The organism is Bordetella ansorpii (genome assembly GCF_900078705.1).
Lineage (GTDB): Bacteria > Pseudomonadota > Gammaproteobacteria > Burkholderiales > Burkholderiaceae_B > Bordetella > Bordetella ansorpii_A.
Genome location: NZ_FKIF01000010.1, coordinates 512,992 through 536,414, shown reverse-complemented (window position 1 = coordinate 536,414; position 23,423 = coordinate 512,992). Strand labels below are relative to the sequence as shown.

22 protein-coding genes are annotated in these 23,423 nt (G+C 66.8%); 15 read left to right on the top strand and 7 right to left on the bottom strand.

Translation table 11 applies throughout. The features are described 5' to 3' along the window. The first annotated feature begins 9 nt into the window (after positions 1-9). Positions 10-792, top strand: coding sequence for an aldolase (locus A6745_RS26790; RefSeq protein WP_066134389.1), 783 nt, complete (start codon positions 10-12; stop codon positions 790-792). Positions 793-852: 60 nt separating this feature from the next. Here the strand turns inward: A6745_RS26790 and A6745_RS26785 are convergent, their stop codons facing one another. Further along, positions 853-1,491, bottom strand: a complete 639-nt coding sequence (locus A6745_RS26785) for an FMN-binding negative transcriptional regulator (protein WP_066134386.1) — start codon at positions 1,489-1,491, stop codon at positions 853-855. 195 nt (positions 1,492-1,686) lie between these two features. Here A6745_RS26785 and A6745_RS26780 point away from each other — a divergent pair, with 195 nt between their 5' ends. Both A6745_RS26780 and A6745_RS26775 read left to right on the top strand, forming a co-directional pair. Then, the gene (locus tag A6745_RS26780) at positions 1,687-2,208 is read left to right on the top strand and encodes a DUF2059 domain-containing protein (protein WP_066134383.1); all 522 of its coding nucleotides are present in this window, start codon (positions 1,687-1,689) and stop codon (positions 2,206-2,208) included. 132 nt (positions 2,209-2,340) lie between these two features. Next, positions 2,341-3,285, top strand: a complete 945-nt coding sequence (locus tag A6745_RS26775) for a DMT family transporter (RefSeq protein WP_066134380.1) — start codon at positions 2,341-2,343, stop codon at positions 3,283-3,285. 100 nt (positions 3,286-3,385) lie between these two features. On the opposite strand, the gene A6745_RS26770 is transcribed toward A6745_RS26775, so the two are convergent. Continuing rightward, complete coding sequence (locus tag A6745_RS26770) at positions 3,386-4,057, bottom strand: ABC transporter ATP-binding protein (RefSeq protein ID WP_066134377.1); 672 nt, start codon at positions 4,055-4,057, stop codon at positions 3,386-3,388. Between A6745_RS26770 and A6745_RS26765 the strand changes: the two genes are divergently transcribed. Beyond that, entirely contained in the window at positions 4,056-4,691 is a 636-nt protein-coding gene (locus A6745_RS26765) for an arylesterase (protein ID WP_066134374.1), read from the top strand. The genes A6745_RS26770 and A6745_RS26765 overlap by 2 nt on opposite strands. A gap of 77 nt (positions 4,692-4,768) precedes the next feature. Here A6745_RS26765 and A6745_RS26760 read toward each other — a convergent pair whose 3' ends face one another. Further along, complete coding sequence (locus A6745_RS26760; RefSeq protein WP_066134371.1) at positions 4,769-6,733, bottom strand: SurA N-terminal domain-containing protein; 1,965 nt, start codon at positions 6,731-6,733, stop codon at positions 4,769-4,771. A gap of 284 nt (positions 6,734-7,017) precedes the next feature. Here A6745_RS26760 and ugpQ point away from each other — a divergent pair, with 284 nt between their 5' ends. The 5 genes from ugpQ (at position 7,018) to A6745_RS26735 (ending at position 13,370) form a co-directional block, all read left to right on the top strand. Next, complete coding sequence (gene ugpQ, locus A6745_RS26755) at positions 7,018-7,764, top strand: glycerophosphodiester phosphodiesterase (RefSeq protein ID WP_066134368.1); 747 nt, start codon at positions 7,018-7,020, stop codon at positions 7,762-7,764. 8 nt (positions 7,765-7,772) lie between these two features. Beyond that, entirely contained in the window at positions 7,773-8,630 is an 858-nt protein-coding gene (locus A6745_RS26750) for a 23S rRNA (adenine(2030)-N(6))-methyltransferase RlmJ (RefSeq protein WP_066134366.1), read from the top strand. A gap of 298 nt (positions 8,631-8,928) precedes the next feature. Continuing rightward, the gene (locus tag A6745_RS26745; protein ID WP_066124824.1) at positions 8,929-10,260 is read left to right on the top strand and encodes an IS5 family transposase; all 1,332 of its coding nucleotides are present in this window, start codon (positions 8,929-8,931) and stop codon (positions 10,258-10,260) included. A 229-nt stretch (positions 10,261-10,489) separates the two neighbouring features. Further along, positions 10,490-12,475, top strand: a complete 1,986-nt coding sequence (locus A6745_RS26740) for a hypothetical protein (protein WP_156513562.1) — start codon at positions 10,490-10,492, stop codon at positions 12,473-12,475. 22 nt (positions 12,476-12,497) lie between these two features. Continuing rightward, the gene (locus tag A6745_RS26735; protein ID WP_156513561.1) at positions 12,498-13,370 is read left to right on the top strand and encodes a hypothetical protein; all 873 of its coding nucleotides are present in this window, start codon (positions 12,498-12,500) and stop codon (positions 13,368-13,370) included. A 97-nt stretch (positions 13,371-13,467) separates the two neighbouring features. Here the strand turns inward: A6745_RS26735 and A6745_RS26730 are convergent, their stop codons facing one another. From A6745_RS26730 to A6745_RS26720, 3 genes are all read right to left on the bottom strand, one after another. Beyond that, complete coding sequence (locus A6745_RS26730; RefSeq protein ID WP_066134357.1) at positions 13,468-14,913, bottom strand: dihydrolipoyl dehydrogenase; 1,446 nt, start codon at positions 14,911-14,913, stop codon at positions 13,468-13,470. Positions 14,914-14,986: 73 nt separating this feature from the next. After that, complete coding sequence (locus A6745_RS26725; protein ID WP_066134354.1) at positions 14,987-15,715, bottom strand: glutathione peroxidase; 729 nt, start codon at positions 15,713-15,715, stop codon at positions 14,987-14,989. Positions 15,716-15,910: 195 nt separating this feature from the next. Then, the gene (locus A6745_RS26720; protein ID WP_066134351.1) at positions 15,911-16,108 is read right to left on the bottom strand and encodes a heavy-metal-associated domain-containing protein; all 198 of its coding nucleotides are present in this window, start codon (positions 16,106-16,108) and stop codon (positions 15,911-15,913) included. 172 nt (positions 16,109-16,280) lie between these two features. On the opposite strand from A6745_RS26720, the gene A6745_RS26715 reads away from it, so the two are divergent. Continuing rightward, positions 16,281-18,566 carry a heavy metal translocating P-type ATPase gene (locus A6745_RS26715; RefSeq protein WP_066134350.1) on the top strand — a complete coding sequence of 762 codons (2,286 nt, stop codon included), beginning with the start codon at positions 16,281-16,283 and terminating at the stop codon, positions 18,564-18,566. A 30-nt stretch (positions 18,567-18,596) separates the two neighbouring features. Beyond that, complete coding sequence (cueR, locus tag A6745_RS26710) at positions 18,597-19,007, top strand: Cu(I)-responsive transcriptional regulator (RefSeq protein WP_066134348.1); 411 nt, start codon at positions 18,597-18,599, stop codon at positions 19,005-19,007. Positions 19,008-19,108: 101 nt separating this feature from the next. Here cueR and A6745_RS26705 read toward each other — a convergent pair whose 3' ends face one another. After that, positions 19,109-19,891, bottom strand: coding sequence for a lytic transglycosylase domain-containing protein (locus A6745_RS26705; RefSeq protein WP_066134345.1), 783 nt, complete (start codon positions 19,889-19,891; stop codon positions 19,109-19,111). Positions 19,892-20,244: 353 nt separating this feature from the next. On the opposite strand from A6745_RS26705, the gene A6745_RS26700 reads away from it, so the two are divergent. From A6745_RS26700 to A6745_RS26685, 4 genes are all read left to right on the top strand, one after another. Beyond that, positions 20,245-20,913: a response regulator transcription factor gene (locus A6745_RS26700; RefSeq protein ID WP_066134342.1), complete on the top strand. Its 669-nt coding sequence runs from the start codon at positions 20,245-20,247 to the stop codon at positions 20,911-20,913. 5 nt (positions 20,914-20,918) lie between these two features. Next, positions 20,919-22,457 (top strand): sensor histidine kinase, encoded by a 1,539-nt coding sequence (locus tag A6745_RS26695; RefSeq protein WP_066134339.1) that lies wholly within the window; start codon positions 20,919-20,921, stop codon positions 22,455-22,457. Between the two features lie 129 nt (positions 22,458-22,586). Continuing rightward, entirely contained in the window at positions 22,587-22,790 is a 204-nt protein-coding gene (locus A6745_RS26690) for a Flp family type IVb pilin (RefSeq protein ID WP_066134336.1), read from the top strand. Positions 22,791-22,810: 20 nt separating this feature from the next. Further along, positions 22,811-23,344 (top strand): A24 family peptidase, encoded by a 534-nt coding sequence (locus A6745_RS26685; RefSeq protein WP_066134333.1) that lies wholly within the window; start codon positions 22,811-22,813, stop codon positions 23,342-23,344. The last annotated feature ends 79 nt before the right edge of the window (positions 23,345-23,423 follow it).

Genomic DNA, 23,423 nt, shown 5'->3' with positions numbered 1-23,423 from the left:
AGACGATCTATGACCGATACGATGACCTTGTCCAAGGACCAGCTGGTCAAGCAGGCCCAGCGGGACATGGAACAGAAACTGGCCGGCGGCAGCTGGTCGCTGCGCGAGAAACTGGCGCTGACCTGCCGCATTCTTTACGACGGCGGCCACGATTCCGGCCTGGCCGGCCAGATCACCGCGCGCACCGGCGAACCGGGCACGTTCTACACGCAGCAGCTGGGCATGGGGTTCGACGAAATCACGGCCTCGAACCTGCTGAAGGTGGACGAGCACCTGAACGTGCTGGAAGGCGAGCGCATGGCCAATCCCGCCAACCGCTTCCATTCGTGGATCTACCGCGCCCGGCCCGACGTGCAGTGCATCATCCACACGCATCCGCTGCACGCGGCCGCACTGTCCATGCTGGAGGTGCCCCTGGAGATCAGCCACATGGACAACTGCGTGCTGTACGGCGACGTGGCCTTCCTGAAGGACTGGCCCGGCGTGCCCGTGGGCAACGAGGAAGGCGAGATCATCAGCGCCGCCCTGCAGGACAAGCGCGCCATCCTGCTGGCGCATCACGGCATGCTGGTCGCCACCGAAAGCATCGAGATGTCCTGCCAGATGGCGCTGCAGTTCGAACGCGCCGCCCGCATGCAGCTGCTGGCGATGTCGGCCGGCGCCATCCGGCCCATTCCGCCGGAACTGGGCAAGGAGGCGCACGACTGGATCCTCACGCCCAAGCGCAGCGAAGTGGGCTTTGCCTACAACGCCCGCAAGGCGCTGCGCAACCACCCGGACGTGCTGGGCTGATCTTCGCGTTCGAGGCCGAACACGCGCGGCCGGACCCGGGATGGCCCGCCGGGCGCGGGATCACGGCGTCTTCTCGGCCGCGCAGGCCAGCATGGCGCCGCCGAGATCGGAATAACCCCGCGCCATCACCGCGGCCCCGGCCGACTCCAGGTCGCGCAGCGACTTGTTCTGGCTGAGCTTGCTCTTGCCCACCAGTTGCGTCACATCGACCTGGATGCCGACGATCGCCTTCAACATGCCGTCGATGAACTCGGGCGCGCTATCGGTCATTTTCCAGGGCCTGGGCTGCCCGGCCTCATGCACCCGGGTCAGGCGCGCCACCACGCCGCGCACGAAACGCTCGTCGTCCAGCACGGTGAGGCGGCCATGCGCATGCACCACCCGGTAATTCCACGTGGGCACCTGCTTGTGCGCCTCGTGCTTGCTGGGATACCAGTTGGGCGAGATGTACGCATCGCCGGCGCGGAACACCACCAGCACCTCGCCGCCATCGGCCACGTCCTGCCAGACGGGGTTGTTGCGCGCCACGTGCGCGTGCAACGTCGCCTGGCCCGAGCCGGCCACATCCAGCAGGAACGGGATGTGATTGGCATCCAGGCCATTGGCGCCATGGGTGACGAGCATGCCCAGCGGATAGGCGCGGATCAGCTCGTGCAGCGTGGCGGCGTCGGAGACGGAAAAGTGCTGCGGTACGTACATGCCTGGCTCCTGGAAAAATCGCCACCCCGCCATGCCGGCCCACCGTGAATGGGGCGGACGCGGTGCGGGAAAACGGGATGCCGGAATCATGCGCCGTAACTGGACGTATATGAACATCCAGTTATTGCTGTTTTTTCCGGGCCACTTTTATGGGATGCTTCCGATACCCTGCACATGCCATCATCGGGAATCACCATGCGCGCCAAACTCGCCTGCCTAGCCCTGGGCCTGATGCCCGTCCTGTCTTACGCCGCGCAAGCCAGCGACGCCTCCGTCAGAAAACTGATGGAAGTGACGCAGGTGCAGGCCCAGGCGAACCAGATCGTGCAGCAGATGAGCGCCTCGATCAACGCCAACCTGCAGCAACGCCTGGCCCAGCAGACCCTGACCGCCGACCAGCGCAAGCAGACGCAGAAGATCCTGAGCGACTTCTCGCAGCAACTGACGGCGCTGGTCGCCCAGGAAGTGACCGGCCCGGCCTACATGCAGGACGTGGCCAATGTGTACCGCGAGACGTTCACGCAAGCCGAGATCGACAGCCTGATCGCGTTCTACCAGACGCCCACCGGCAGGCTGGTGATCGAGAAAATGCCCGTGGTGTCGCAGAAGACCGCCGCGCTGACCATGCAGCGCCTGCCCCAACTGCAGCAGAAGGCCCAGGTACTGGCGCAACAGACCGCGCAGAAACTGCAAGCCGCGGTGCCCACCCTGAAATAAGCTCGGCGTTATCCGCGCGGGATGGACCTGCGCGTGGCCAGCCGCCAACAGGTCCTGTCCGGCACAGGCGTATCATGACGCCCTGCCGGCCGCCGCATGCAGCCGGTCCGACACGATAACGAGGAGACCTGCATGCCCGGGGCCCAGCCCGCCCCGGCCGCGTCACGCGCGGCCGTTCCCATTACCCGTCCCATGACCGGCATCTCGCTGCTGGTGCTGTCCCTGTTCACGCTGTCCTGCCTGGACGGCAGCGGCAAATGGCTCATGGCCGCGGGCGTGCCGCTGCTGATCCTCTCCTGGGTCCGCTATGCCATGCACCTGGTATTGGTGCTGGCGCTGCTGGTGCCACGCCGTGGCTGGAGGGTGGTGCGCTCGGTGTCCCCCCGGGACCAGATGATGCGCGGCGGCGCCATGCTGTGCGCCACGCTGATGTTCTTCAACACGCTGCACTACATCCCGCAGGCCGAGGCCACGGCGATCGGCTTCCTGGCCCCGCTGATCGTGCTGGCCAGCGCCCCGTGGCTGCTGAACGAGCCGCCCAGGCTGTCGCGCTGGGTGGCGGCGGGCATCGCCTTCATGGGCGTGCTGATCGTGATCCGCCCCGGCGGCGGGCTGCCGCTGGCGGGCGTCATCTCCGGCCTGCTGACGGCCTGCTGCTTCGCGGCCCAGTACATCTGCACGCGCCGCGTGGCGCGCGACGACCCCTATACCTCGCTGGTCTGGAGCGGCGGCGTGGGCACGGTGGTGCTGACCTTCGCCATGCCCATCGCCCTGCCGCCCGCCCTGCCCGCCCTGCAGGCGCTGGACCTCTGGACCTGGCTGGCGCTGCTGTCCACCGGCCTGACCGGCGCGCTGGGCCATCTGCTGCAGATCGGCGCTTATCGCAATGCGCCGGCCTCCATCCTGGCGCCCTTCACCTACCTGCAGATCATCAGCGCCACCACGGTGGGCTGGCTGATGTGGGGGCATTTTCCCGATTCGCTGACGTGGGTGGGGATCGCGGTGATCTGCTCGAGCGGCATGGGGATCGGCGCGCTGGAGTGGCGGCGCGCACGGCGGACAGCCCTGCCGCGCTGAAGCGGCACCCGGCCCTTACGAAAGTTGACGCAGCCGGCGCCGTGCCGGCTGCGTCAACCGGCCGGGCGGCAGCCCGCCGCCCCGGGCCGTGCTCGATGCTTCAGGCCACCAGACGCCCGGCCGACAGCACCAGTTGCCGCCCGCAACGCGCCGCCAGTTGCGGATCATGGGTGACCAGCACCAGCGTGGCGCCCTGCTCGCGGTGCAGCTCGAACATCAGGTCGATGACCGTCTCGCCGGTGGCGGCGTCCAGGCTGCCGGTGGGCTCGTCCGCGAACAGCAGTTCAGGACGCACCACGAAGGCCCGCGCCAGCGACACGCGCTGCTGCTCGCCGCCCGACAGGGTGCGTGGGTAGTGATGCAGGCGGTTGCCCAGCCCGACGCGTTCCAGCATCGCCTGGGCCGGCTCGCGCGCCGGCTGGCCCGCCAGTTCGAGCGGCAGCATCACGTTTTCCAGCGCCGTCAGGTTGGGCAGCAACTGGAACGACTGGAACACGAAGCCCACGTGATTGGCGCGCAGCCGCGCGCGCGCGTCCTCGTCCAGGGAGAACAGGTCTTGTCCGGCCAGCCTGACGCTGCCCGTGGAGGGAACATCCAGGCCAGCCAGCAGTCCCAACAAGGTGGACTTGCCCGACCCCGAGCTGCCCGTGATGGCCACGGCGCTGCCGTTTGCCACGCTAAATTCGATACCATCCAGTATCGACAGCTCGCCGCCGGCATCGGCCACGCGCTTGCCCAGCCCCTTCACCTCGATCGAATTGATGCTATTCATGCGCCTACTCTTCCGTGTGTTCCTGGCGGCCGCCGCGGCCGCTCTGTTTTCCACCGCCCAGGCTCAGACCAGTCAGCCTGCATCGGGTTCCCGCAACGTATTGGTCGTGGGCGACAGCCTGTCGGCCGAATACGGCATCACGCGCGGCACCGGCTGGGTCCCGCTGCTGTCCCGCCGGTTAGCCGAACAATACCCGAATTACCGTGTCGTCAATGCCAGCATCAGCGGCGACACCACCAGCGGCGGCGTCACGCGCCTGCCCGCCCTGCTCGAGCAGCACGCCCCGGCGGTGGTGGTGCTGGAACTCGGCTCCAACGACGCGCTGCGCGGCCTGTCGCTGGACATGACCGAGAAGAACCTGCGCACCATGGCCCAGGCCGCCTCCAAGGCCGGCGCCAAGGTGCTGGTGGTCGGCATGCGTATTCCGCCGAACTACGGCCGTGAATACACCGAACGCTTCATGCAGGTCTTCGCCACGGTTTCCAAGGAAGAATCCGCGCCGCTGGTGCCCTTCCTGATGGACGGCATCGCCGCCGACCGCACCATGTTCCAGGCCGACGGCATCCATCCCAACGAACAGGCCCAGCCCAAGCTGCTGGACAACGTCTGGCCCAAGCTGCAGCCGATGCTGTAGGCCAGGCTCCACCAGGAAAAAAGGCCGAAACGCTGATGGCGTTTCGGCCTTTTTCATTCAGTCGGCGCCGAAGACGATCAACCCGCTTCGTTCACCGGCGCGTTCATCAGCGTCTCGGCGCCAGGCAGCACCTTGACGTCGTATTGCTGGCGCAGCACCTTGATGACGGCTTCCTGCTCGGCGGCGCCCCAGGCCTCGCCCAGTTGGCTGGCCAGCATGGCGCGCTGGTCCGCGGTGAACGCCGTGCCGGCCCCCACGCTGTTCAGGCGCACCACGGTGTAGTCATTGCCCATGGCCACGCCGGCATAGCCGGGCTTGGCCTCGGTGGCGGGCGGCATGCCCATGATGGTTTCGAGCAGGGGCCTCGGCGTCTGGCCCGGATCCTGGCGCGAGACCGTGACCGGCTGGCCGAAGCCTTCCGGCGCCGTGGCTTGCGCCGGACCGTCGCGCAGGCCCTTCAGGGCTGCCTCGCCGGCCTCGCGGGCGGCCTTGGCCGCGCGTTCGGCCACCAGGCGGTCGTGGATGCTGGCCTTGACGTCGGCCAGGGCCGGCACGTGGGCCGGCTTGATCTCTTGCACACGCACGGCAATCATCGTGTCGGGAGCCAGTTCGATGACGCCCGAATTGGCCTTGTCACGCAGCACTTCCGAGGAGAACAGGGCCTGGCGCACGCGCGGATTGTCCAGCATCTGGGCATCCGGGCTGGCCGACGCCGCGCCGGCGCCAGCCTGGGCGGCGGGCAGCAGGCCGTTGCGGGTGATGCCCGAAGCCGTGCGCAGCTTCACGCCCAGCGCATCGGCCGCGGGTTGCAGGCTGTCGCGCTGGTCGTACACCAGCTTGGTCAGGCTGGTGGCCATGTCGGAAAAGCGGGCCGAGGCCATCTGCTTGCGGATCTCGGCCGCGACCTGATCCTTGACCTCGGCCAGCGGGCGCACCGTGCCGGCCTGGAAGTCGGTGACCTTCAGGATGTGGAAGCCCGCGGGCGATTCGACCACGCCGGAGACCTGGTCCTTGGACAGCGACGCGACGGCCTGCTGCAGGCTGGCGGGCACGACCCAACCCAGGTCGCCGCCCTGGGCGGCGGAACCGGCGTCCTGGGAATCCTTGCGGGCCAGGTCGGCGAAGCCGGCCGGATTGGCGGCGGCCTGCTTGGCGATGGCCTCGGCCTGCTCGCGGGCCTTCTTGCGATCGGCCTCGGACGTGCCCGCAGGCACCTGGATCAGGATGTGGCTGACGCGGCGGCGCTCGGGCTGGCCATAGCGCGACTGGTTCTGCTTGTAGTAGCTTTCGATGTCGGCGTCGGAGACCTTCACGCCCTGCGTGGCGGCCGACTCGTCCAGCACCAGGTACTGGGCCTGCACCTGCTCGGGCACTTCCAGCTGCTGCTTGTTGGCGTCATACCAGGCCTGGATGTCCTGGTCGGACACCTGGACCTTGCCACGGAAGTCCGCGGCGGCGAACGTACGCATCTGCACGACGCGCTGCTGCACGAAGGCCGACTCGATGCCGTCGATGACCGACGTGGGCAGGCGCGCCGACGCGGTGACGGGCTGCAGCACGCGGGACACGGCCAGGTCGCGGCGCAGGCCGGCCTCGAAGGTGGTCGGCGTCAGGCCCTGGCCGGCCAGCACCTGGCGATAGCGCTCGGGCGAGAAACGGCCGTTGTCCTGCACCTGGGGTATGGCGGCGATGGTGTTGCGCAGCGTGCCGTCGGACACCGAGAAACGGTTGTCGGCGGCCACCTGGGCCAGCAGGCGCTGATCGATCAACTGGTCCAGCAGTTCGCGGCGCATGGCCGGCGTGTCGACCAGCATGGGATCGAAACGCGAACCCATGCGCTGGCGCATCTGCTCGAGCTGGTTGCGGTGCGCGGCGTCGAACTCGGCGCGCGACACTTCCTGCTTGCCCACGTCGGCCAGCTCGGGCTCGCGGTTGATGAAGCTATCGTAGCTTGACACGCCGACGAGCAGGAAGGACGGAACGATCAGCAGCAGCAGGATGAACTGCATCCAGCGACGATGAGTGCGAATAAACTCGAACATGGAATCCCTGTTGCCACGCCCGGCATGCGTTGGCACGCCGGGGCTTCAGAAAGCGCATAAAAAAGGGCGATCGATTCGCCCTTGCTAGGTGGCCGGAGTTTACCACCACAACGCGCCGCGCAAGGGCTGGCCCTCACATGCAAAATCGACCCCGCCATACCGGCATTTCGGCCATCGCAATGCAACATGCCGTGCCACATCCCCTAAGGCGCGCTGTTATGCTTACAGGTTCCGCGGCGCTCCTGTGCGCCCTTTGTCCGCGCGCCTTTGCCCGCCCCGCCCCCATGACCGCCACGTTCGACTGGCCCTACCCGACCCACATCGCCCATCGCGGCGGCGGCCGCCTGGCCCCCGAAAATACGCTGGCCGCCCTGCGCATGGGCCGGCGGCATGGCTACCGCATGGCCGAATTCGACGTGAAACTGAGCCGCGACGGGGTCGCCGTGCTGCTGCACGACGACGACCTGGACCGCACCTCCAACGGCCACGGCCCGGCCAGGCTGCGCGACTACGCCGAGCTGGCGCAGTTGGACGCCGGCAGTTGGCACAGCCCGGAATTCGCGGGCGAGCCCATTCCCGCTTTCGGCGCCATCGCGCGCCAGGCCCTGGCCAACGGCATCGCCTGCAACGTCGAAATCAAGCCCTGCCCCGGCCGCGACGCCGAGACCGGGCGCGCGGTGGCGCTGCTGGCCCGCCAGTTCTGGCAAGGCGCGTCCGTGCCGCCCCTGATGTCCTCGTTCTCGGAAGCGGCGCTGGCCGCCGCGCATGAGGCCGCCCCCGAGCTGCCGCGCGCCCTGCTGGTGTCGACCATTCCCGAGGACTGGGCCGCGCGCCTGCGCAAGCATGATTGCGTGGCCCTGAACATCAACCAGAAAGACGCCACCCCCGAACGGGTACGGGCCGTGCACGACGCGGGCTACCGCCTGTGCGCCTGGACCGTCAACGACCCCGCCCGCGCGCAATTGCTGCTGGACTGGGGCGTCGACGCCATTTTCACCGACGAGCTGGCCGCCATCCGGCCGGCCGCCTAGGACACGCTTTGTTCAGCTACCGACACGCCTTCCACGCAGGCAACCACGCCGACGTGCTCAAGCACGCCATCCTGATCCACACGCTGGACTACCTGAACCGCAAGGACGCCCCCTATTGGGTGGTGGACACCCATGCGGGCGCGGGCCTGTACCAGTTGGACGGCGACTGGTCGGCCAAGAACGCCGAACACGCCGAGGGCGTGGCCCGCCTGTGGGACCGCACCGGCCTGCCGCCCATCCTGGCCGAATACGTGGCCCGCGTGCGTGGCTACAACTCGGACGGCCGCCTGCGCTATTACCCCGGCTCGCCCTGGCTGACGCTGGACGCCATGCGCGACCGCGACCGCATGCGCATGTTCGAGCAGCACCCCACCGAAATCGACGTGCTGATGCGCAACCTGGAACACCGCGCCAGCCCGTCGCTGCGCCAGGTCACCGTGTTCGGCACCGATGGTTTCGAGGGCGTGAAGGCGCTGCTGCCGCCGCCCACGCGCCGCGGCATGGTGCTGATCGACCCGTCTTACGAAGACAAGCGCGACTATCGCCGCACCTTGCTTACCGTGAAGGAGTGCCTCAAGCGCTTCGCCACGGGCACGTACATGGTCTGGTATCCGCTGGTGCAGCGGGTCGAGGCGGGGGAACTGGCGCGGCAACTGCAGCATCTGCAGGTCAAGAGCTGGCTGCATGCCACGCTGACGGTGAAGAAGCCGGCGGCCGATGGGTTCGGCCTGCACGGCAGCGGCATGTTCCTGGTGAACCCGCCGTGGACGCTGCATGCGGCGCTGAAGGAAGCCATGCCGTTCCTGGCGAAGGAATTCGCGCAGGATGAACGGGCGGGGTTTACGTTGGATCAGTTCGAGGGTTGAAGGGCTGTCCGCGCGTCGAATAATAATAGCTCCATCGAAACCGAGGCCTTGGCCTCGGTTTTTTTTACGCGGAAAAATGCAATATGAAAATCGGCCCGAGGCATCCGGATATCAAGCCGATACCGCCGGTCTTCGTCTTCATGGATGAGCCGGCCGGTTTCCTCACATAGTCAAGTCGGCCCTGAACAATCCTGCGGAGCCTTATTTCATAGGGCTTTCCAAGCAGGATAGGTGGTGAGGAATTGCAGGATTGGAGATAATAGAAGCCCGTTTTCCTGCAAATTTATCCGAGGTTTAGATGGGCCCGAAGACGCCAGCAGCCCGGAGCGGCGATCTGTTCCGCCATCCATTGCGCGAACAGATCAACCTGAAGCATCCGATCGTGCAATTGGCCGATCTGATGGACTGGCAGCGCATAGAGGCCGTGTGCGCATCGGGTTTCACCTCGGGCCGAGGCCGCCCCGCCACGTCGCCGAGGTTGATCGCCGGGCTGCTGTACCTGCAACACGCGTTCGATCTGTCGGACGAGGCCGTGGTGTGGGGCTGGGTGGAGAACCCGTACTGGCAGGTATTCACCGGCGAGACCTATTTGCAGACCGAGCCGCCGATCGACGCGTCGAGTTTGACGCGCTGGCGCACTCGTCTGGGCGAGGCGGGAGTGGAGGAGTTGCTGGCTGCGACCGTGGCGGCAGCCAAAGGCGGCGGACTGCTGCGCGCGGCCAGCTTCAAGACGGTGATCGTGGATACGACGGTGGCTCCCAAGGCGATCTCGCATCCGACCGATTCGCGATTGCTCGAGCGCAGTCGCGCGCACCTGGTCAAGGCGGCGACCGAACACGGATTGAAGCTGCGGCAGAACTACAACCGCGAGGCGCCGAGGCTGGCCGTGCAGATAGGTCGGTATGCGCACGCCCGGCAGTTCAAGCGGATGAACAAGTCGCTGCGTACATTGCGCTCGCGCGTGGGGCGGGTCTGGCGTGACATCGACCGGCAGATGGATCGGGTGCAGGTGACGGCGCGCGCCTCGCTGCAAGACTTGATGGTACGGACCAAACGTATCCTGGATCAGCGCCCGAAGGACAAGAACAAGTTGTACGCGCTGCATGCGCCCGAGGTCGAATGCATCAGCAAGGGCAAGGCCAGGACGCCCTACGAGTTTGGGGTGAAGGTGTCGATCTCCACGACGCTCAAGGAAGGGTTCGTGGTGGGCGCGCGCTCGATGCCGGGCAATCCGTACGACGGGCACACGCTGGCCGAGGCGCTGGAGCAGGCGGGGATCATTGCCGAAAGCCCGATCACCACGGCGGTCGTGGATCGCGGTTACCGCGGGGTCGAAGTGCCGGGTGTGCAGATCCTACGCTCAGGCCAGCGGCGCGGCCTGACTCGCGGCCTGAAAGCGATGATCAAGCGCCGCAGCGCCATCGAGCCGACCATCGGACACATGAAGGCTGACGGCAAGCTGGGGCGGAACTGGCTCAAGGGCGCGCTGGGCGATGCGATGCATGCCGTGCTGTGTGGCGCGGGCCACAACATCCGCCTGCTGCTGCGCCGGCTGCGGCTTTTTTACGCCCTGCTCCTGGCACTATGGATGGACTGCTTTACCGCGATGACAGTGACTGTGCCGAGATAACCAGGGCGTCACATTGCTTGGTCGACCCAGAACCTGATTGTTCAGGGCCGACTAGTCAAATATCGGCAACCACCTTGCGAAACGTGGTTTTATTTGGAAACCACTCGTATAATTCGTTCGCATCGCTATGCCACAATTCTTTTGAACTGGCGCACTGCTCCGTATTCCGGAATGCCGCCACCAGGATTGCTCGTCGTCACGTTGGATACTGCCCTATCGGGTGCGACGCATGGAAAAAAACGGGGAGTGGAATACCAACCGATTGTCCCGGCGCATGGCGACGGGCGCCCTTTCGCTCGCCATGCTGGGGATGGGCGCGACAGTCGCCCCGGCGGCGGCGCAATCCCCCTATGTGCTCGTATACGTCAATCCCGACAAAGTAACGGGCGACATCCGGCAGAAACTGCTCGACGCTTCCCTGCAGACCGGGAGCATCGCCAACACCACCACGGTCAGACCCAACGAGGGATTGAACAATGTCGTGTCGCGCGAATACGGCTATGCCGACACATCCAGGGATCGCGATACCCAGCAGGATCTGGTCGAGGCGGTGAAGCGCCTGAATGATCTGGACACGGATCGTGTGTTCGCCGGCCAGCAGTTGAAGCTGCCCGCCTTCTTCCGCAAGGCTTCCGCGAACACCGGTGGCCGGCCGCTTATTCAGATACTGGATCAGATCGACGGCGCGGCGCTGGTCGCCACACCGGCGGCCGCGGCCCGTGTGTCGCAACAGCGGGATGGACTGCGGAATTACACGCTGACGCCGCAAAGCGAAACATCGGCCTACCGGATTCGTGCGGCGACACAGGGCTATGCCCTGAGAGTCGCCGTCGACGACCTGCGCGGCATGGGGGCCGGCCCCTCCACCTATGGCAATGCCTTCCATCTGGGCCCCGCCGAGGGCGACATCGAAGTCGAGGTGCAGCAGACAATCCCGGCAACGCCTACGCAGGGCGCCCCAGACACGAACGACGCCGCGCGGCTGCCCGCGGACACCGTGGCGCGTGCGCTGGGGCAGCCTGGAAAACTCTACCTGATGGATTTCTTCGCTGCGCCGGGCTCATCGGACTGCGCCCATGGCGATCTCGTGCGCGACAGGGCGGAACAGATACTGGACGCAATGGGAGCAGGCGCGCTCAAGAGCAGGATCGAGACCGTCAACCTGGACTTCTACGCCAATCGCTCCGCGAACGAGACATTGATCGCCGACTGGATACAGGCCACTTTCGACGGCCAAACCAGGCAACAGTATCTCGATACCCTTGCCGTCTTGAAACGCCAGCCCAGCCCCAAGGCTTCCGCCGGGGACACCCGCAAGCACGTGCTGCCAGCGCTGTTCCTTCAGGCGCAGTACGGCCGCCTGGTCAAGCTGACCGACACGTTGGTGGTGTCCAGTTCATACAGCACGACGTCACAGACCTCGGTGTTTCCCCGCGACATGCTTTTCCTGCCCCCCTCCGTCAGCCTCGTGTCGGCGGTCCTCAATAGCGGGGAGATCGAAAGCAGTCTCTATCGGAACAGCGAGCCGCTTCAAACATTCCGCACCTCCGAAACCAGGCTGGGCGCCATCCTGGTCGGCGCCAAAAGCGAACAGGGTTTCGCCCAAGGCATGACATCGGCCGAGGCGACGGGCATCACCACCGTCGACTATGGAAGAGTCGTCGGCGCTTACGGGACGTGCAAGGGAAAGGCTGATTTCGGCACGAGTTTTGCAGCGCCAGCCATCGCCGCTCGCCTGCTCGTCGCCCGCCTGCTGTGGGCGGCGGAGGGATCGACGGTCAACGCCGTTCAGGCGTGGCAGCGCCTGGTGATGGCGGGCAAGATCGAAGCACCGCTGGTGGGGAAATACCGCTCCGCGGGCACGCCGGACATGACGCGGCTGCTGCAGCCGCCCGGCGGCGCCATTTACTCGCACGATGGCCGCAAGCGCGACATCACCCAGTATGCAGGCAAGGCCTATCTGACGGTGCGGCAGGGGGAGCAACCCCCGCAGCCACTGATGTTCGGCCGGTCGAATCATGGCTCGCCGGTATTCCTTGCCCTGCAGCCGAAGAAAGACAGGACGTATGTCCTGCTCCAGTCTCCGCTGCGCTGGGCAGCGTATGCAAACGGCGAGGTGTCGGATTTCTGCCTCTGCAGGAGCGGAGAGAAAGAAGAGCGATTGCGCTCCAGCGATATCCTCAACAACATTAGCGAGATCATGTTCTATGAATAGATTCCGTGCATTGATGGCTGGCGTGATCATCCTTCCCGCGATGTTGGCGGGATGCTCCTCCCCCAGCGAAATACTGGCCAAGCGCATCCAGGAATCCCTTGGCGATGACTTCCAGCAGTATCAGGTGCTGTCGTATCCGACGAACAATTTTGGCGTCGCGACATCCTACCGGTTCGATGGATCGGCCAGCTATAAAGTCACGGATGCCGATTTCATATGCGCCACCTGGAAATGCGTGGGCGTGGAAATGTCGAGCGCCCAGCCCAAGGATTTCGATGGACTGATGCGCGTGAGGGCCAACAGGGTCGAATACGCCGAGATCGGCGTGGGCGGCGAGATCAACCTCAAGTCCGACGAATCGTCCAACTATGGGCTGGAGGTGCTGCTTCCCAAGATCAGCGGCGTGCTGAACCTGGGAATTGCGCTGGACAGCAAGAATGTGACCAGCGTGGACATGAAGCTGGGACCCGCAATCAAGCGCATGCTCAGCAAGCCCGCCTTCGACGCTTATCTGCGCAAATCCTCGAACTCACCCACCCATCAGCGCCTGCAATCGCTGTATAGCCAGGGCGCCCTCGCGGTCGTCGTCGGCGATGTCGTCATTCAATCGATCGAGGCCCGTGTGACGACCCTCTCCGAGGTCGCGGCGAAGATAGACGCCCAGCTCGGCGGGTTGCCGAGCAAGGTGTTCTCCGACGCCAGCACCAGCTTCCAGGTCCAGAAGTCGGGCACGGCCACCTATACCGTGAAGACGGTCGAACCCGTGATCGCGTTGCGCCTGTTGAAGAAACAGCCGGGCGCGCAGGAGTTGAGCGACGGGCAATGGAGCGCCTGGCTGACGGGCGGCGGAGCGAGCGATCCGACGCTGCCCGAAAGTACCCAAGGCAAGAACTAGGCAGGCGCGGCGGTCTCGACCCGCCGCGCCTGCCCTGCCGCGCCGCGCGCTGGCGTTATCCTGGCGTAAACAACCACCACCACCGCCGCGGCGGCGCCTACACGCGTGCCGCCGACACCGCTTCCTGCGCCTGCGCCCTGGCCGCCGATTGCGCCTGGGCCAGTTTCGCCTGCGCATCGCGCAGCGCGGTGCGCAGGCCCTCTTCCACCACGGGGTGGTAGAACGGCATCTCCAGCATGCGCGCCACGGTCAGCTCCTGCTGCACGGCCCAGGCCAACAGGTGGCCGATGTGCTCGGCGCTCGGCCCGACCATCTCGGCGCCCAGGAAGCGGCCGCTTTCGATGTCGGCATACACGCGCAGCATGCCGCGGTTCTTCAGCATGACGCGCGAGCGGCCCTGGTCGCCGAAATCGACCTCGCCCACGACGAAACCGCCCTGCTCCAACCGGGCGTGCGGCGTGCCGACCAGCGCGATCTGCGGATCGGAGAACACCACGCCCAGCGGCGCCCGGCGCGCGCCCGCCCGCACCGAAGGAAACCGCGCGGCGTTGTCGCCCGCGATGCGGCCTTCGTCGGCGGCCTCGTGCAGAAGGGGCGCGTCGGCATTCGCGTCGCCCGCGATGAAGATGGGCGAACTGCCGGCCTGCAGCGTATGGCGGTCATAGACCGGCACGCCCCGGCCGTCCAGCGCCAGCGAGGTGTTCTGCAGATCCAGCGTATCGACGTTGGGCTTGCGGCCGGTGGCGGCCAGCACGTAGTCGAAACGCTCGGTGCGCTCGGTGTTGTCCAGCGCCAGGTAGCGGACCTCGACCTCGTCGCCGATGCGCACGATCTCCAGCACACGCGCATCCGGATCCAGGTAGAACTCTTCCTGGAAGATCTTGCGGGCGCGCTGGCGCACGGCGGGATCGCTGATGCCGCCCAGGCTGCCGCTGACGCCGAACACGCGCACCTGCACGCCCAGGCGGGACAGGGCCTGGCCCAGTTCCAGCCCGATCACGCCCGGCCCGAACACGGCCACGCGGCGCGGCAGGTCGTCCCAGGCGAACACGTCGTCGTTGACGACCAGGCGGTCGCCCAGGCCGCGCAGCGGACCGGCGATGGCGGGCGAGGAGCCGGAGGCGATGACGACGCTGCCGGCATGCACTTCGGTGTGGCCGTCGATACGCAGGATGCCGTCGGAAAAGAAACGGGCATGGCCGTGCAGCTTGTCTTCGGCCGGAATGCTTTCCACGCCGTCCAGGACGAAGCCCACGAAACGGTCGCGTTCGCGCTTGACGCGCGCCATCACCTCGGCGCCGTCCACGCGGATGGCGCCATCGACATGCACGCCGAACGGCGCGCCGTGCGCGGCCGCATGCGCGGCCTCGGCGGCGGCGATCAGCAGCTTGGACGGCATGCAGCCGACCCGTGCGCAGGTGGTGCCGTACACGCCGCCCTCGATCAGCAGCGCGCGCTTGCCCGCGGCGCGGGCGGCACGGTAGGCGGCCAGGCCGGCGGTGCCGGCGCCGATCACGGCCACATCGGTATGCAGAGTCTTCATTTTCTTCCCTCGCGATTCTTCAGGCGGCGCGCGATAGCGCGCGCCGCCGCGGTCATGCCCGATGCAAAGCCGATCAGCCCAGGTGAGCCTGCAACTGTTCCAGGCCGCCGATCAGCGTGCCGTTGATGAACACCTGCGGAGCGGTGCTCTTGCCCGACACGGCGCCGATGACGCGGCCGCGCACCTTGTGCTCCAGCGGGATCTCGACCGGGGCGAAGCCGCGCGATTCCAGCAGGGCCTTGGCCTCGATGCAGAACGGGCAACCCGGCTTGGAGAACACGACGACCTGGTCGGGCTTCTTGGCCTGCGGGGCAAGGTAGTTCAGCATGGTGTCGGCGTCCGACACTTCGAAGGGATCGCCGTCCTTCTCGGGTTCGATGAACATCTTCTCGACCACGCCGTCGCGCACCAGCATCGAATAGCGCCAGCTGCGCTTGCCGAAGCCCAGGTTGCGCTTGTCGACCAGCATGCCCATGCCGTCGGTGAAGTCGCCGTTGCCGTCGGGCAGCAGCGTGATGTTCTCGGATTCCTGATCCTTCGCCCATTCATTCATCACGAAGGTATCGTTGACGGACAGGCAGACGATGGTGTCCACGCCCGCGGCACGGAACGCCGGCGCCAGTTCGTTGTAGCGCGGCAGGTGCGAGGACGAGCAGGTGGGCGTGAAGGCGCCCGGCAGCGAGAAGACCACGACGGTCTTGCCTTTGAACAGCTCGTCGCTGGTCAGCGTCTTCCAGTCATTGCCCTGACGGACGGGGAAAGTGACGTCCGGAACGCGTTGGCCTTCGCGGGATTGCAGCATGTGGAGTTCTCCTGAGGGGTGGGTGCGGCGGGATGCGCACCGGCATGGAGAGAACTATAAATAACAACTATCAACATATCTAATTTAATTATTTTAATTGATTGATAGCCAATAGCTTTCGCAAACACATGACACATTGCATTTTGGCTATCCAGGAGGCGCCGAAAACCTGACGGCGCCCCTCCGATGCCCACATCATCCCTGCACGTCGTAGCCCGCCTCGCGAATGGCGGCGCGCACCGGCTCGGCCTGGGCCGCGCCTTCGATGCGTACCTGATGCGTGGCCAGATCGGTGTGCACCTGGGCGCCGGGCGCGACGGCCTGCACGGCCTGGGTGATGGTCTTGACGCAATGTCCGCAGGTCATGTCCGGGACGGTCAGTTCGATTGCCATTGCTGTTGCTCCTGGAGAAAAACACCATGTGGGGGGGCCTTTGCGACCCGATGCACAGGCAGTCTAAACCTTCCCATGATGGAAAGGTCAAGTCTACAATGGCCGCTTGACCTTCCCATCATGGGAAGGATGATAGTGAGCCTGTTCCCAACGACATCCGGACGGCATAGCCATGCGCGCAGCCACCTCCCCCTCCCTCATCCAGCTGGATCTTGCCGTTGAAGGCATGACGTGCGCGTCCTGCGTGAAGCGCGTCGAGCGCGTCCTGTCCGCCGTGCCCGGCGTGCAGAGCGCCAGCGTGAACCTGGCCACCGAGCGGGCTCAGGTGTCCTACGACCCGGACAGCGCCGCGCCCGATGCGATGGTCGCCGCCGTCGGCCGTGCCGGCTACGCCGCGCAGGTGATCGTGGCACAGGATGGCCATGCCGAGCGGCAGGCGCAGGCGCGCGACGCCGATGCGCGGCGGCTGGGCGTGGCGCTGGCCGTCGCCGTGGCGCTGACCCTGCCGGTATTCGTGATCGAGATGGGCGGTCATCTGGTGCCCGCCTGGCATCACTGGATGCATGCCACGCTGGGCCGGCAGAACAGCTGGCTGCTGCAGTTCGTGCTGACCACGGCCGTGCTGGCCTGGCCGGGACGACACTTCTTCACCCTCGGCCTGTCGGCCCTGTGGCGCCGCGCGCCAGAAATGAATTCGCTGGTGGCGCTGGGTGCGGGCGCGGCCTGGGGCTATTCCACGGTGGCGACGTTCGCGCCGCAATGGCTACCGGAAGGCGCGCGCGCCGTGTATTTCGAGGCGGCCGCGGTCATCGTCACGCTGATCCTGCTGGGCCGCATGCTGGAGGCACGCGCCAAGGGCCGCACGGGCGCCGCCATCCGCCGTCTGGCAGCGCTGCAACCGCGCAGCGCGCGCGTGTTGCGCGCAGGGCAACCGGTGGACGTGCCGGTCGACGAGGTGCGCGTGGGCGACCAGGTGCTGGTGCGGCCCGGTGAACAGATTCCGCTGGATGGCGAGATCGCGGAAGGCCGCTCGTACATCGACGAATCCATGCTGACCGGGGAGCCCGTGCCTGTCGAGAAAACCACGGGCGACACGGCGACGGGCGGCACGCTGAACACCTCGGGCAGCTTCACCCTGCGCGTGACGCACACCGGCGCCGACACGCAACTGGCGCGCATCATCCGCATGGTGGAAGACGCGCAGGGCGCGCGGCTGCCCGTGCAGGCGCTGGTGGACCGCATCACCGGCTGGTTCGTGCCCGCGGTGATGGCGGCCGCCCTGCTCACCTTCGCCGTGTGGCTGGTCTGGGGGCCAGAGCCCGCCTTGGCCAGCGCGCTGGTGCACGCGGTGGCGGTGCTGATCATCGCCTGCCCGTGCGCGATGGGATTGGCCACGCCGACCTCCATCATGGTGGGCACCGGCCGCGCGGCCGACCTGGGCGTGCTGTTCCGCCATGGAGATGCCTTGCAGACGCTGCGCGGCGTGGACGTGGTGGCCTTCGACAAGACGGGCACGCTGACGCTGGGCAAGCCGGCGCTGGCCGCGCTGCGGTTGGCGCCCGATGCGCCGGTGGCGTCGGAAGACGAACTGCTGCGCCTGCTGGCCTCGGTGCAGGCGCGCTCCGAGCATCCGATCGCGCAGGCCGTCGTGGCGGCGGCCCGCGAACGGCGTGTCGAATTGCTGGCCACGGAGGATTTCATCGCCGAATCCGGCGCGGGCGTGCGCGGCCGCGTGCAGGGCCGAAGCATCGCGACGGGCGCGGCGCGCCTTATGGCCGCGCAACAGGTGGATGTCTCGGTGTTCGGCCAGCAGGCGGCCGAATGGGGCCGCAAGGGCTGGACGCCGGTCTACGTGGCGATCGACGGCCGCGCCGCCGCCATGCTTGCGGTGGCCGATCCGATCAAGCCCACGGCGAAGCAAGCCATCGCGGCGCTGCACGCGCAGGAGCTGCGCACGGCCATGATCACGGGCGACAACCGCGAGACCGCGCAAGCGGTGGCGCGGGAGCTGGGCATCGACGACGTGCACGCCGAAGTGCTGCCGCAAGACAAGGTGCGCGCGGTGCAGGCCTTGGGACAGGATGGACGACGCGTGGCCTTCGTGGGTGACGGCATCAACGACGCCCCCGCCCTGGCCGCCGCCGACGTGGGCGTGGCCATCGGCACGGGCACCGACGTGGCCATCGAGGCGGCCTCGGTGGTGCTGATGGCCGGTGATCCCAACGGCGTGCCGACCGCCATCGCCATCAGCCGCGCCACGCTGGCCAACATCCGCCAGAACCTGTTCTGGGCATTCGCCTACAACGCCGCGCTGATTCCGCTGGCGGCCGGCGCGCTGTATCCCGCCTATGGCGTGGCGCTGTCGCCCATGCTGGCGGCGGGCGCGATGGCGCTGTCCAGCGTGTTCGTCGTGGGCAACGCGCTGCGCCTGAAGGCCTTCCGGCCAGCGGCGGCCTGATCTCCTTCACCGTTTCGGAACCTCGTCGCCATGAATATCGGACAAGCCTCGCAAGCCTCGGGCATCTCGGCCAAGATGATCCGCTACTACGAGACCATCGGCCTGATCGGCCCCGCGCAACGCACGGAATCGGGCTACCGCGTCTACAGCGACGCCAATCTGCACACGCTGCGCTTCGTGCGCCGCGCGCGCGGCCTGGGCTTCTCGGTAGAGCAGATGCACGAACTGCTGGCGCTGTGGCGCGACCGCAGCCGGGCCAGCGCCGACGTGAAACGCGTGGCGCTCGAACACGTGCGGGAACTGGAACGCAAGGCCGCCGAACTGCAGCAGATGGCGGACACGCTGAAGCACCTGGCCAGGCATTGCCATGGCGACAAGCGGCCGGACTGCCCGATCATCGATCAGCTCAGTGGCTTGGCGGGCAGCAAGGAGATGGGCTGAGGCGTGACGGGCAAAGCCCTTGCACCGCGACAGCCGCCCGGTGTGCCGTGACGCACGCGGGATAACGACACGCTTACCCGGCAGGCCTCCACGCGCGGTCGCTATCGCGCCGGGCTCACGCCTGCATCCGCCAGCGCCGGAGACGGCAACACGGCGAATCCTTTCTCGAAGCGCTGGATTTCCTGGGTGGCGCCCAGGTAGACCTGCACCTTCGCGCGCCCGCCGCGGCTCGCGCCACGCGCTGGCGCGGCGACCATCCTCTCCTCGGATGCCTCGCGAGACATCGCGGGTGCCGCGTCGCGCAGCCCGGGCGCCGCAGCCGCCGCCAGAGAAGAGGCGGCCGACGCAGGCGGCCCTCCCGTCATCTGCCGGTACGTGCCCATCACCCGCTCGACGTAGGTGTGCGTTTCCGCGTAGTTCGGAATGCGGTTGCCGGAACGCTGCACCGCGCCCTCCCCCGCGTTGTAGGCCGCCACCGCCAGCTCCACGTCCCCGCCGAACAGCTTGAGCAGGTCGCTGAGATAGCGGCTGCCGGCCTCGACGTTGCCGTGCAACTGGTGCATGTTGTCCTTCAGCGTGACCGCGTCCTCGCCGGTGATGCCATAGCGGCGCGCCGTATCGGGCATCAACTGCATGACACCGACGGCGCCCTTGGGCGAGACCGCCTGCGTGTCGAATCCCGACTCGGCCCGCGCCACAGCGTACAGCAAGGCATAATCCACGCCGTGCCGCGACGCGGCGCGCTCCAGCGCGCCCTTGACGTCCGCAGGAGGCTCGGTCAGACGCACGCCTGCCCCGGCCTTCAAGTCCTTGAACAGCAGGCGGTAGCTGTCATCCAGCGGCGTCGACGCAAACGAGGCCTGCCCCTGGGCGTCGAACGACACATAGACGTCGGCTGCCCTGGCACAGACGGCGGCGCAACATAGCGACAAGGCAATCAGGCATTGCCGCGGCAGCGGCGATCGAACGTGGCAAGGCATGCGGGAACCGGGCAATGGCGACGGCCGGCATGACTGCCGGCCTATTTTTCGCGGATTCGCCATTATTACGTAATGAAAACCATTTCTATTTGAGTTATCATTAAATCTGCTTAAGTTTGTCGCAGAAGAACGAGAGTGCGGATTAGGATCATGCTGTCAACACGGAACCCCATCAGGCGAATGGATGGATCCGCCTGTAGGCGCGCTCGCGCCACGCGCGGGTTTCCGGGCAACGCGACAGCTTGGTGAGGAAAAGCATGCGAATTCTGCTGATCGAGGATGACAGCAAGGTCAGCTATTGGCTGGTGAGCAAGTTCCAGTCCAGTGGCCACCACTGCGTTCCCGTCGAATCCGGCGAACAGGCGCTGCAAGCCCTGGATGGCGAGGCTTTCGACATCATCGTGCTGGATCGCATGCTGCCGGGCATGGACGGCATGGAAGTACTGCGCCGCCTGGCCGGCAAGCCGCATCCGCCGGTGATCATCCTGTCCGCCGTCGACCAGGCCTCGCAACGCGTGGAAGGCCTGCGCGCCGGCGCCCAGGACTACCTGGGCAAGCCCTTCGACTTTCCCGAACTGATGGTGCGCATGGAACTGCTGGTCCGCCGCAGCGAGGAGGCGCCGGGCAACGGCCCTCACCTGTGCGTGCATGACCTGCAGATCGACCTGATGCGGCGCAAGGTGATGCGGTCGGGCCGCCCGATCACGCTGACCGACAAGGAATTCCTGCTGCTGAGCACCCTGGCCGAACACGCGGGCCAGACGGTGCCGCGCGGCATGCTGCTGGAGAAGGTCTGGGGGCTGCAGTTCGATCCCCGCACCAACCTGATCGACGTGCACGTCTCGAAGCTGCGCTCGAAGATCGACAAGGATTTCACCCGCCCGCTGCTGCGGACCGTGCGGGCCATGGGCTACGTACTGGGTTGAGCGGCATGAGCTGGAGTATCGTCGCCGCCGGCTTGCGCAGGGGGTTCCTGCAGCCTGCCTCGTCGGGAACGTGGCGCGCATTCTGGCGTGGCGACCGCGCGCGCGTGGTCGCCATGGGAGCCAATGGCGAAATCGCGCCGCTGTACAACAGCCACTTCCGGCAGGCCTCGTGCGTGGCGTTCATCTTCCTGCTGGTGACGCTGGGCTCGATCGCCTGGGGCCAGAACCTGCTGGAGCAGGTGATGGTGCGCCACGTGAAGGACATGATCTCGGCGGAGATCCGCGCCCGGCAAGGCCTGGGCGACCGCGACGGCACGCAGCAACTGGCCCGCCAGTTGGGCCAGTCGGAGGCCACGCCCCGGCGCGAGCGCGCCGCCGCGGTGCAGGCGGCCGACGGCACGCTGATCTATGGCATGCCCGAACTGCTGTCGCCCGACATGTGCGCGCCCGGCGCGCACGCGTGCAGCGGCTGGCTGCGCGCCTCGCTGGACAGCGACCAGGGCATGCGCGAATGGCTGGGCTACGCCTACGCCCTGCCCCAGGGCGGCCGCTACGTGGTGGCCTACGACATCCTGCCCATGCTCAACCGCATCTATCCCGTGCCGCTGGTGGTGGGCCTGAGCGTATTCACCGCCCTGCTGATGAGCCTGGGCGTGGGCATGTACTCGAGCTTCGACGCCACCAAGCGCATCAACCGCATCCGGCAGGCCATGGCGCGTTTCGCGCGCGGCGAGACCGACTCTCGGGTGGGTGTGCTGGGCCGGCACGACGAGTTCGACCAATTGGGCAAGGACGTGAATACCGCCCTTGAGCGCATCGATTTCCTGATGGAGGAAGTCCGCAACGCCGCCAACCACATCGCCCACGAGCTGCGCACGCCGTTGACGCGCCTGCAACAGCGGCTGTCCAACGTGGCGGAGGCGGCGCAGGACAACACGGCCACCAGCGACGAGGTGGCGCTGGCCGAGGAGGAGATCCGGCACATCCAGTACCTGTTCCGCACGGTGATGCGCATCAGCGAGATCGAGACCGGCCGCTGCCATCATGAATCCACGCCCATCGACGCGCGCACCATGCTGGCGGACCTGAACGACTATTACGGCGTGCTGGCGGACGAAAGGCGCCTGACGATGAACCTGCGCATCGAGGAGCCGCTGCAACTGGTGGGCGACCGGCCGATGCTGTTCCAGGCCATGGTGAACCTGGTAGAGAACGCGATCAAATACGCGCCCGAAGGCAGCGCCATCACGCTGCTGGCCCGCGAACGCGCGGGCGCGGTCGAGCTGGGCGTGGCCGACGAAGGCCCCGGCATCGACACCAACCAGCGCGGCCAGGCGGTGCAGCGCTTCCGCCGCCTGGCGCGCGATCGCGCCATCGCCGGGCATGGCCTGGGCCTGCCCCTGGTGCAGGCTGTGGCGGGGCTGCACGGCGGCAGCCTGGTGCTGGCCGACAACGATCTGCCGCGTCTGCAAGAGGCGGACCCGCCCCGCACGCGCGGCCTGCTGGCCCTGCTGCGCCTGCCCCTGGCGCCCGCCGCGCATTGATCCTGAACGAGTCTTAATGATCCGAGTGTTGCCCCTCTCTATGCAAATGAGTCCTAATAACGTCTGTACGGTCGACGGCCTGTCCGACGGCCTGCGACACGCATAGACCCCTTTTTTCTGGATTATTCCGTGACTTCCCGAATCCGAGACTTCCTGCGCGACGAAAGCGGCGTGACCGCCATCGAATACGGCATCCTGGCCGCCGCCATGGCCGCGGCCGTCGGTGTCATCTTCGGTTCCGACGGCGCCTTCATCACCGCGCTGCGCAACAAGTTCGACGCCATCGCCTCCGACATCACCGAAGCCGGCACCGACACCAAGTCGGGCGGCTGAGCAAGGCCCGCGCGAGCACCATGGGTTCTTCGTTGCCTGTCTTCATCATCTTGCCGGCGCTGGCCTGGGTGGCCGTCTCCGACCTGCTCTACCGCCGTATCAGCAACCGCCTGGTGCTGACGCTGCTGGTTGCGTGGGTGGGCTATGCCGGCTGGACCCTGATGCAGGGCGCAGGCAACGACGCGCGCAACTGGCTTCTGACCGGGGTGCTGGCCGCGGCGGGCATCCTGGTGGCGGGCTACTTCCTGTTCACCATGCGGTGGATGGGCGCGGGCGACGCCAAACTGATGGCGGTGCTGGCGCTGTGGCTGGGCGACCAGACCTTCGTCTTCCTGATCGTGACCTCGCTGGCGGGCGGCGCACTGGCCCTGATGCTGCCGCTGCTGCGCATGGTCGAACGCACCCTGGGCTTCGGTTTGCTGCAGATCAACACATGGCTGTCCGCCATGGTGTTTCCGGTACCGCACGCCTTGCAGGAGCAGCCCGTGCAGGGCATTCCCTACGGGCTGGCCATCGCCTGCGGCGGCGCCTTCGCCCTGTGGGGCCATACCTAGCAAGCCTCATCGGCCGCCCCGCCGATCCGGCTGGCGAGCCTCCCTGGATGCCGGCATTTCCCAGGGCAAAGCCTGGCTA

Coding starts and splice junctions, on each gene's coding strand:
- A6745_RS26790 (WP_066134389.1), top strand. CDS start 10: ATGACCGATACGATGACCTTGTCCAAGGACCAGCTGGTCAAGCAGGCC.
- A6745_RS26785 (WP_066134386.1), bottom strand. CDS start 1,491: ATGTACGTACCGCAGCACTTTTCCGTCTCCGACGCCGCCACGCTGCAC.
- A6745_RS26780 (WP_066134383.1), top strand. CDS start 1,687: ATGCGCGCCAAACTCGCCTGCCTAGCCCTGGGCCTGATGCCCGTCCTG.
- A6745_RS26775 (WP_066134380.1), top strand. CDS start 2,341: ATGCCCGGGGCCCAGCCCGCCCCGGCCGCGTCACGCGCGGCCGTTCCC.
- A6745_RS26765 (WP_066134374.1), top strand. CDS start 4,056: ATGCGCCTACTCTTCCGTGTGTTCCTGGCGGCCGCCGCGGCCGCTCTG.
- A6745_RS26770 (WP_066134377.1), bottom strand. CDS start 4,057: ATGAATAGCATCAATTCGATCGAGGTGAAGGGGCTGGGCAAGCGCGTG.
- A6745_RS26760 (WP_066134371.1), bottom strand. CDS start 6,733: ATGTTCGAGTTTATTCGCACTCATCGTCGCTGGATGCAGTTCATCCTG.
- ugpQ (WP_066134368.1), top strand. CDS start 7,018: ATGACCGCCACGTTCGACTGGCCCTACCCGACCCACATCGCCCATCGC.
- A6745_RS26745 (WP_066124824.1), top strand. CDS start 8,929: ATGGGCCCGAAGACGCCAGCAGCCCGGAGCGGCGATCTGTTCCGCCAT.
- A6745_RS26740 (WP_156513562.1), top strand. CDS start 10,490: ATGGAAAAAAACGGGGAGTGGAATACCAACCGATTGTCCCGGCGCATG.
- A6745_RS26730 (WP_066134357.1), bottom strand. CDS start 14,913: ATGAAGACTCTGCATACCGATGTGGCCGTGATCGGCGCCGGCACCGCC.
- A6745_RS26725 (WP_066134354.1), bottom strand. CDS start 15,715: ATGCTGCAATCCCGCGAAGGCCAACGCGTTCCGGACGTCACTTTCCCC.
- A6745_RS26720 (WP_066134351.1), bottom strand. CDS start 16,108: ATGGCAATCGAACTGACCGTCCCGGACATGACCTGCGGACATTGCGTC.
- A6745_RS26715 (WP_066134350.1), top strand. CDS start 16,281: ATGCGCGCAGCCACCTCCCCCTCCCTCATCCAGCTGGATCTTGCCGTT.
- cueR (WP_066134348.1), top strand. CDS start 18,597: ATGAATATCGGACAAGCCTCGCAAGCCTCGGGCATCTCGGCCAAGATG.
- A6745_RS26700 (WP_066134342.1), top strand. CDS start 20,245: ATGCGAATTCTGCTGATCGAGGATGACAGCAAGGTCAGCTATTGGCTG.
- A6745_RS26695 (WP_066134339.1), top strand. CDS start 20,919: ATGAGCTGGAGTATCGTCGCCGCCGGCTTGCGCAGGGGGTTCCTGCAG.
- A6745_RS26685 (WP_066134333.1), top strand. CDS start 22,811: ATGGGTTCTTCGTTGCCTGTCTTCATCATCTTGCCGGCGCTGGCCTGG.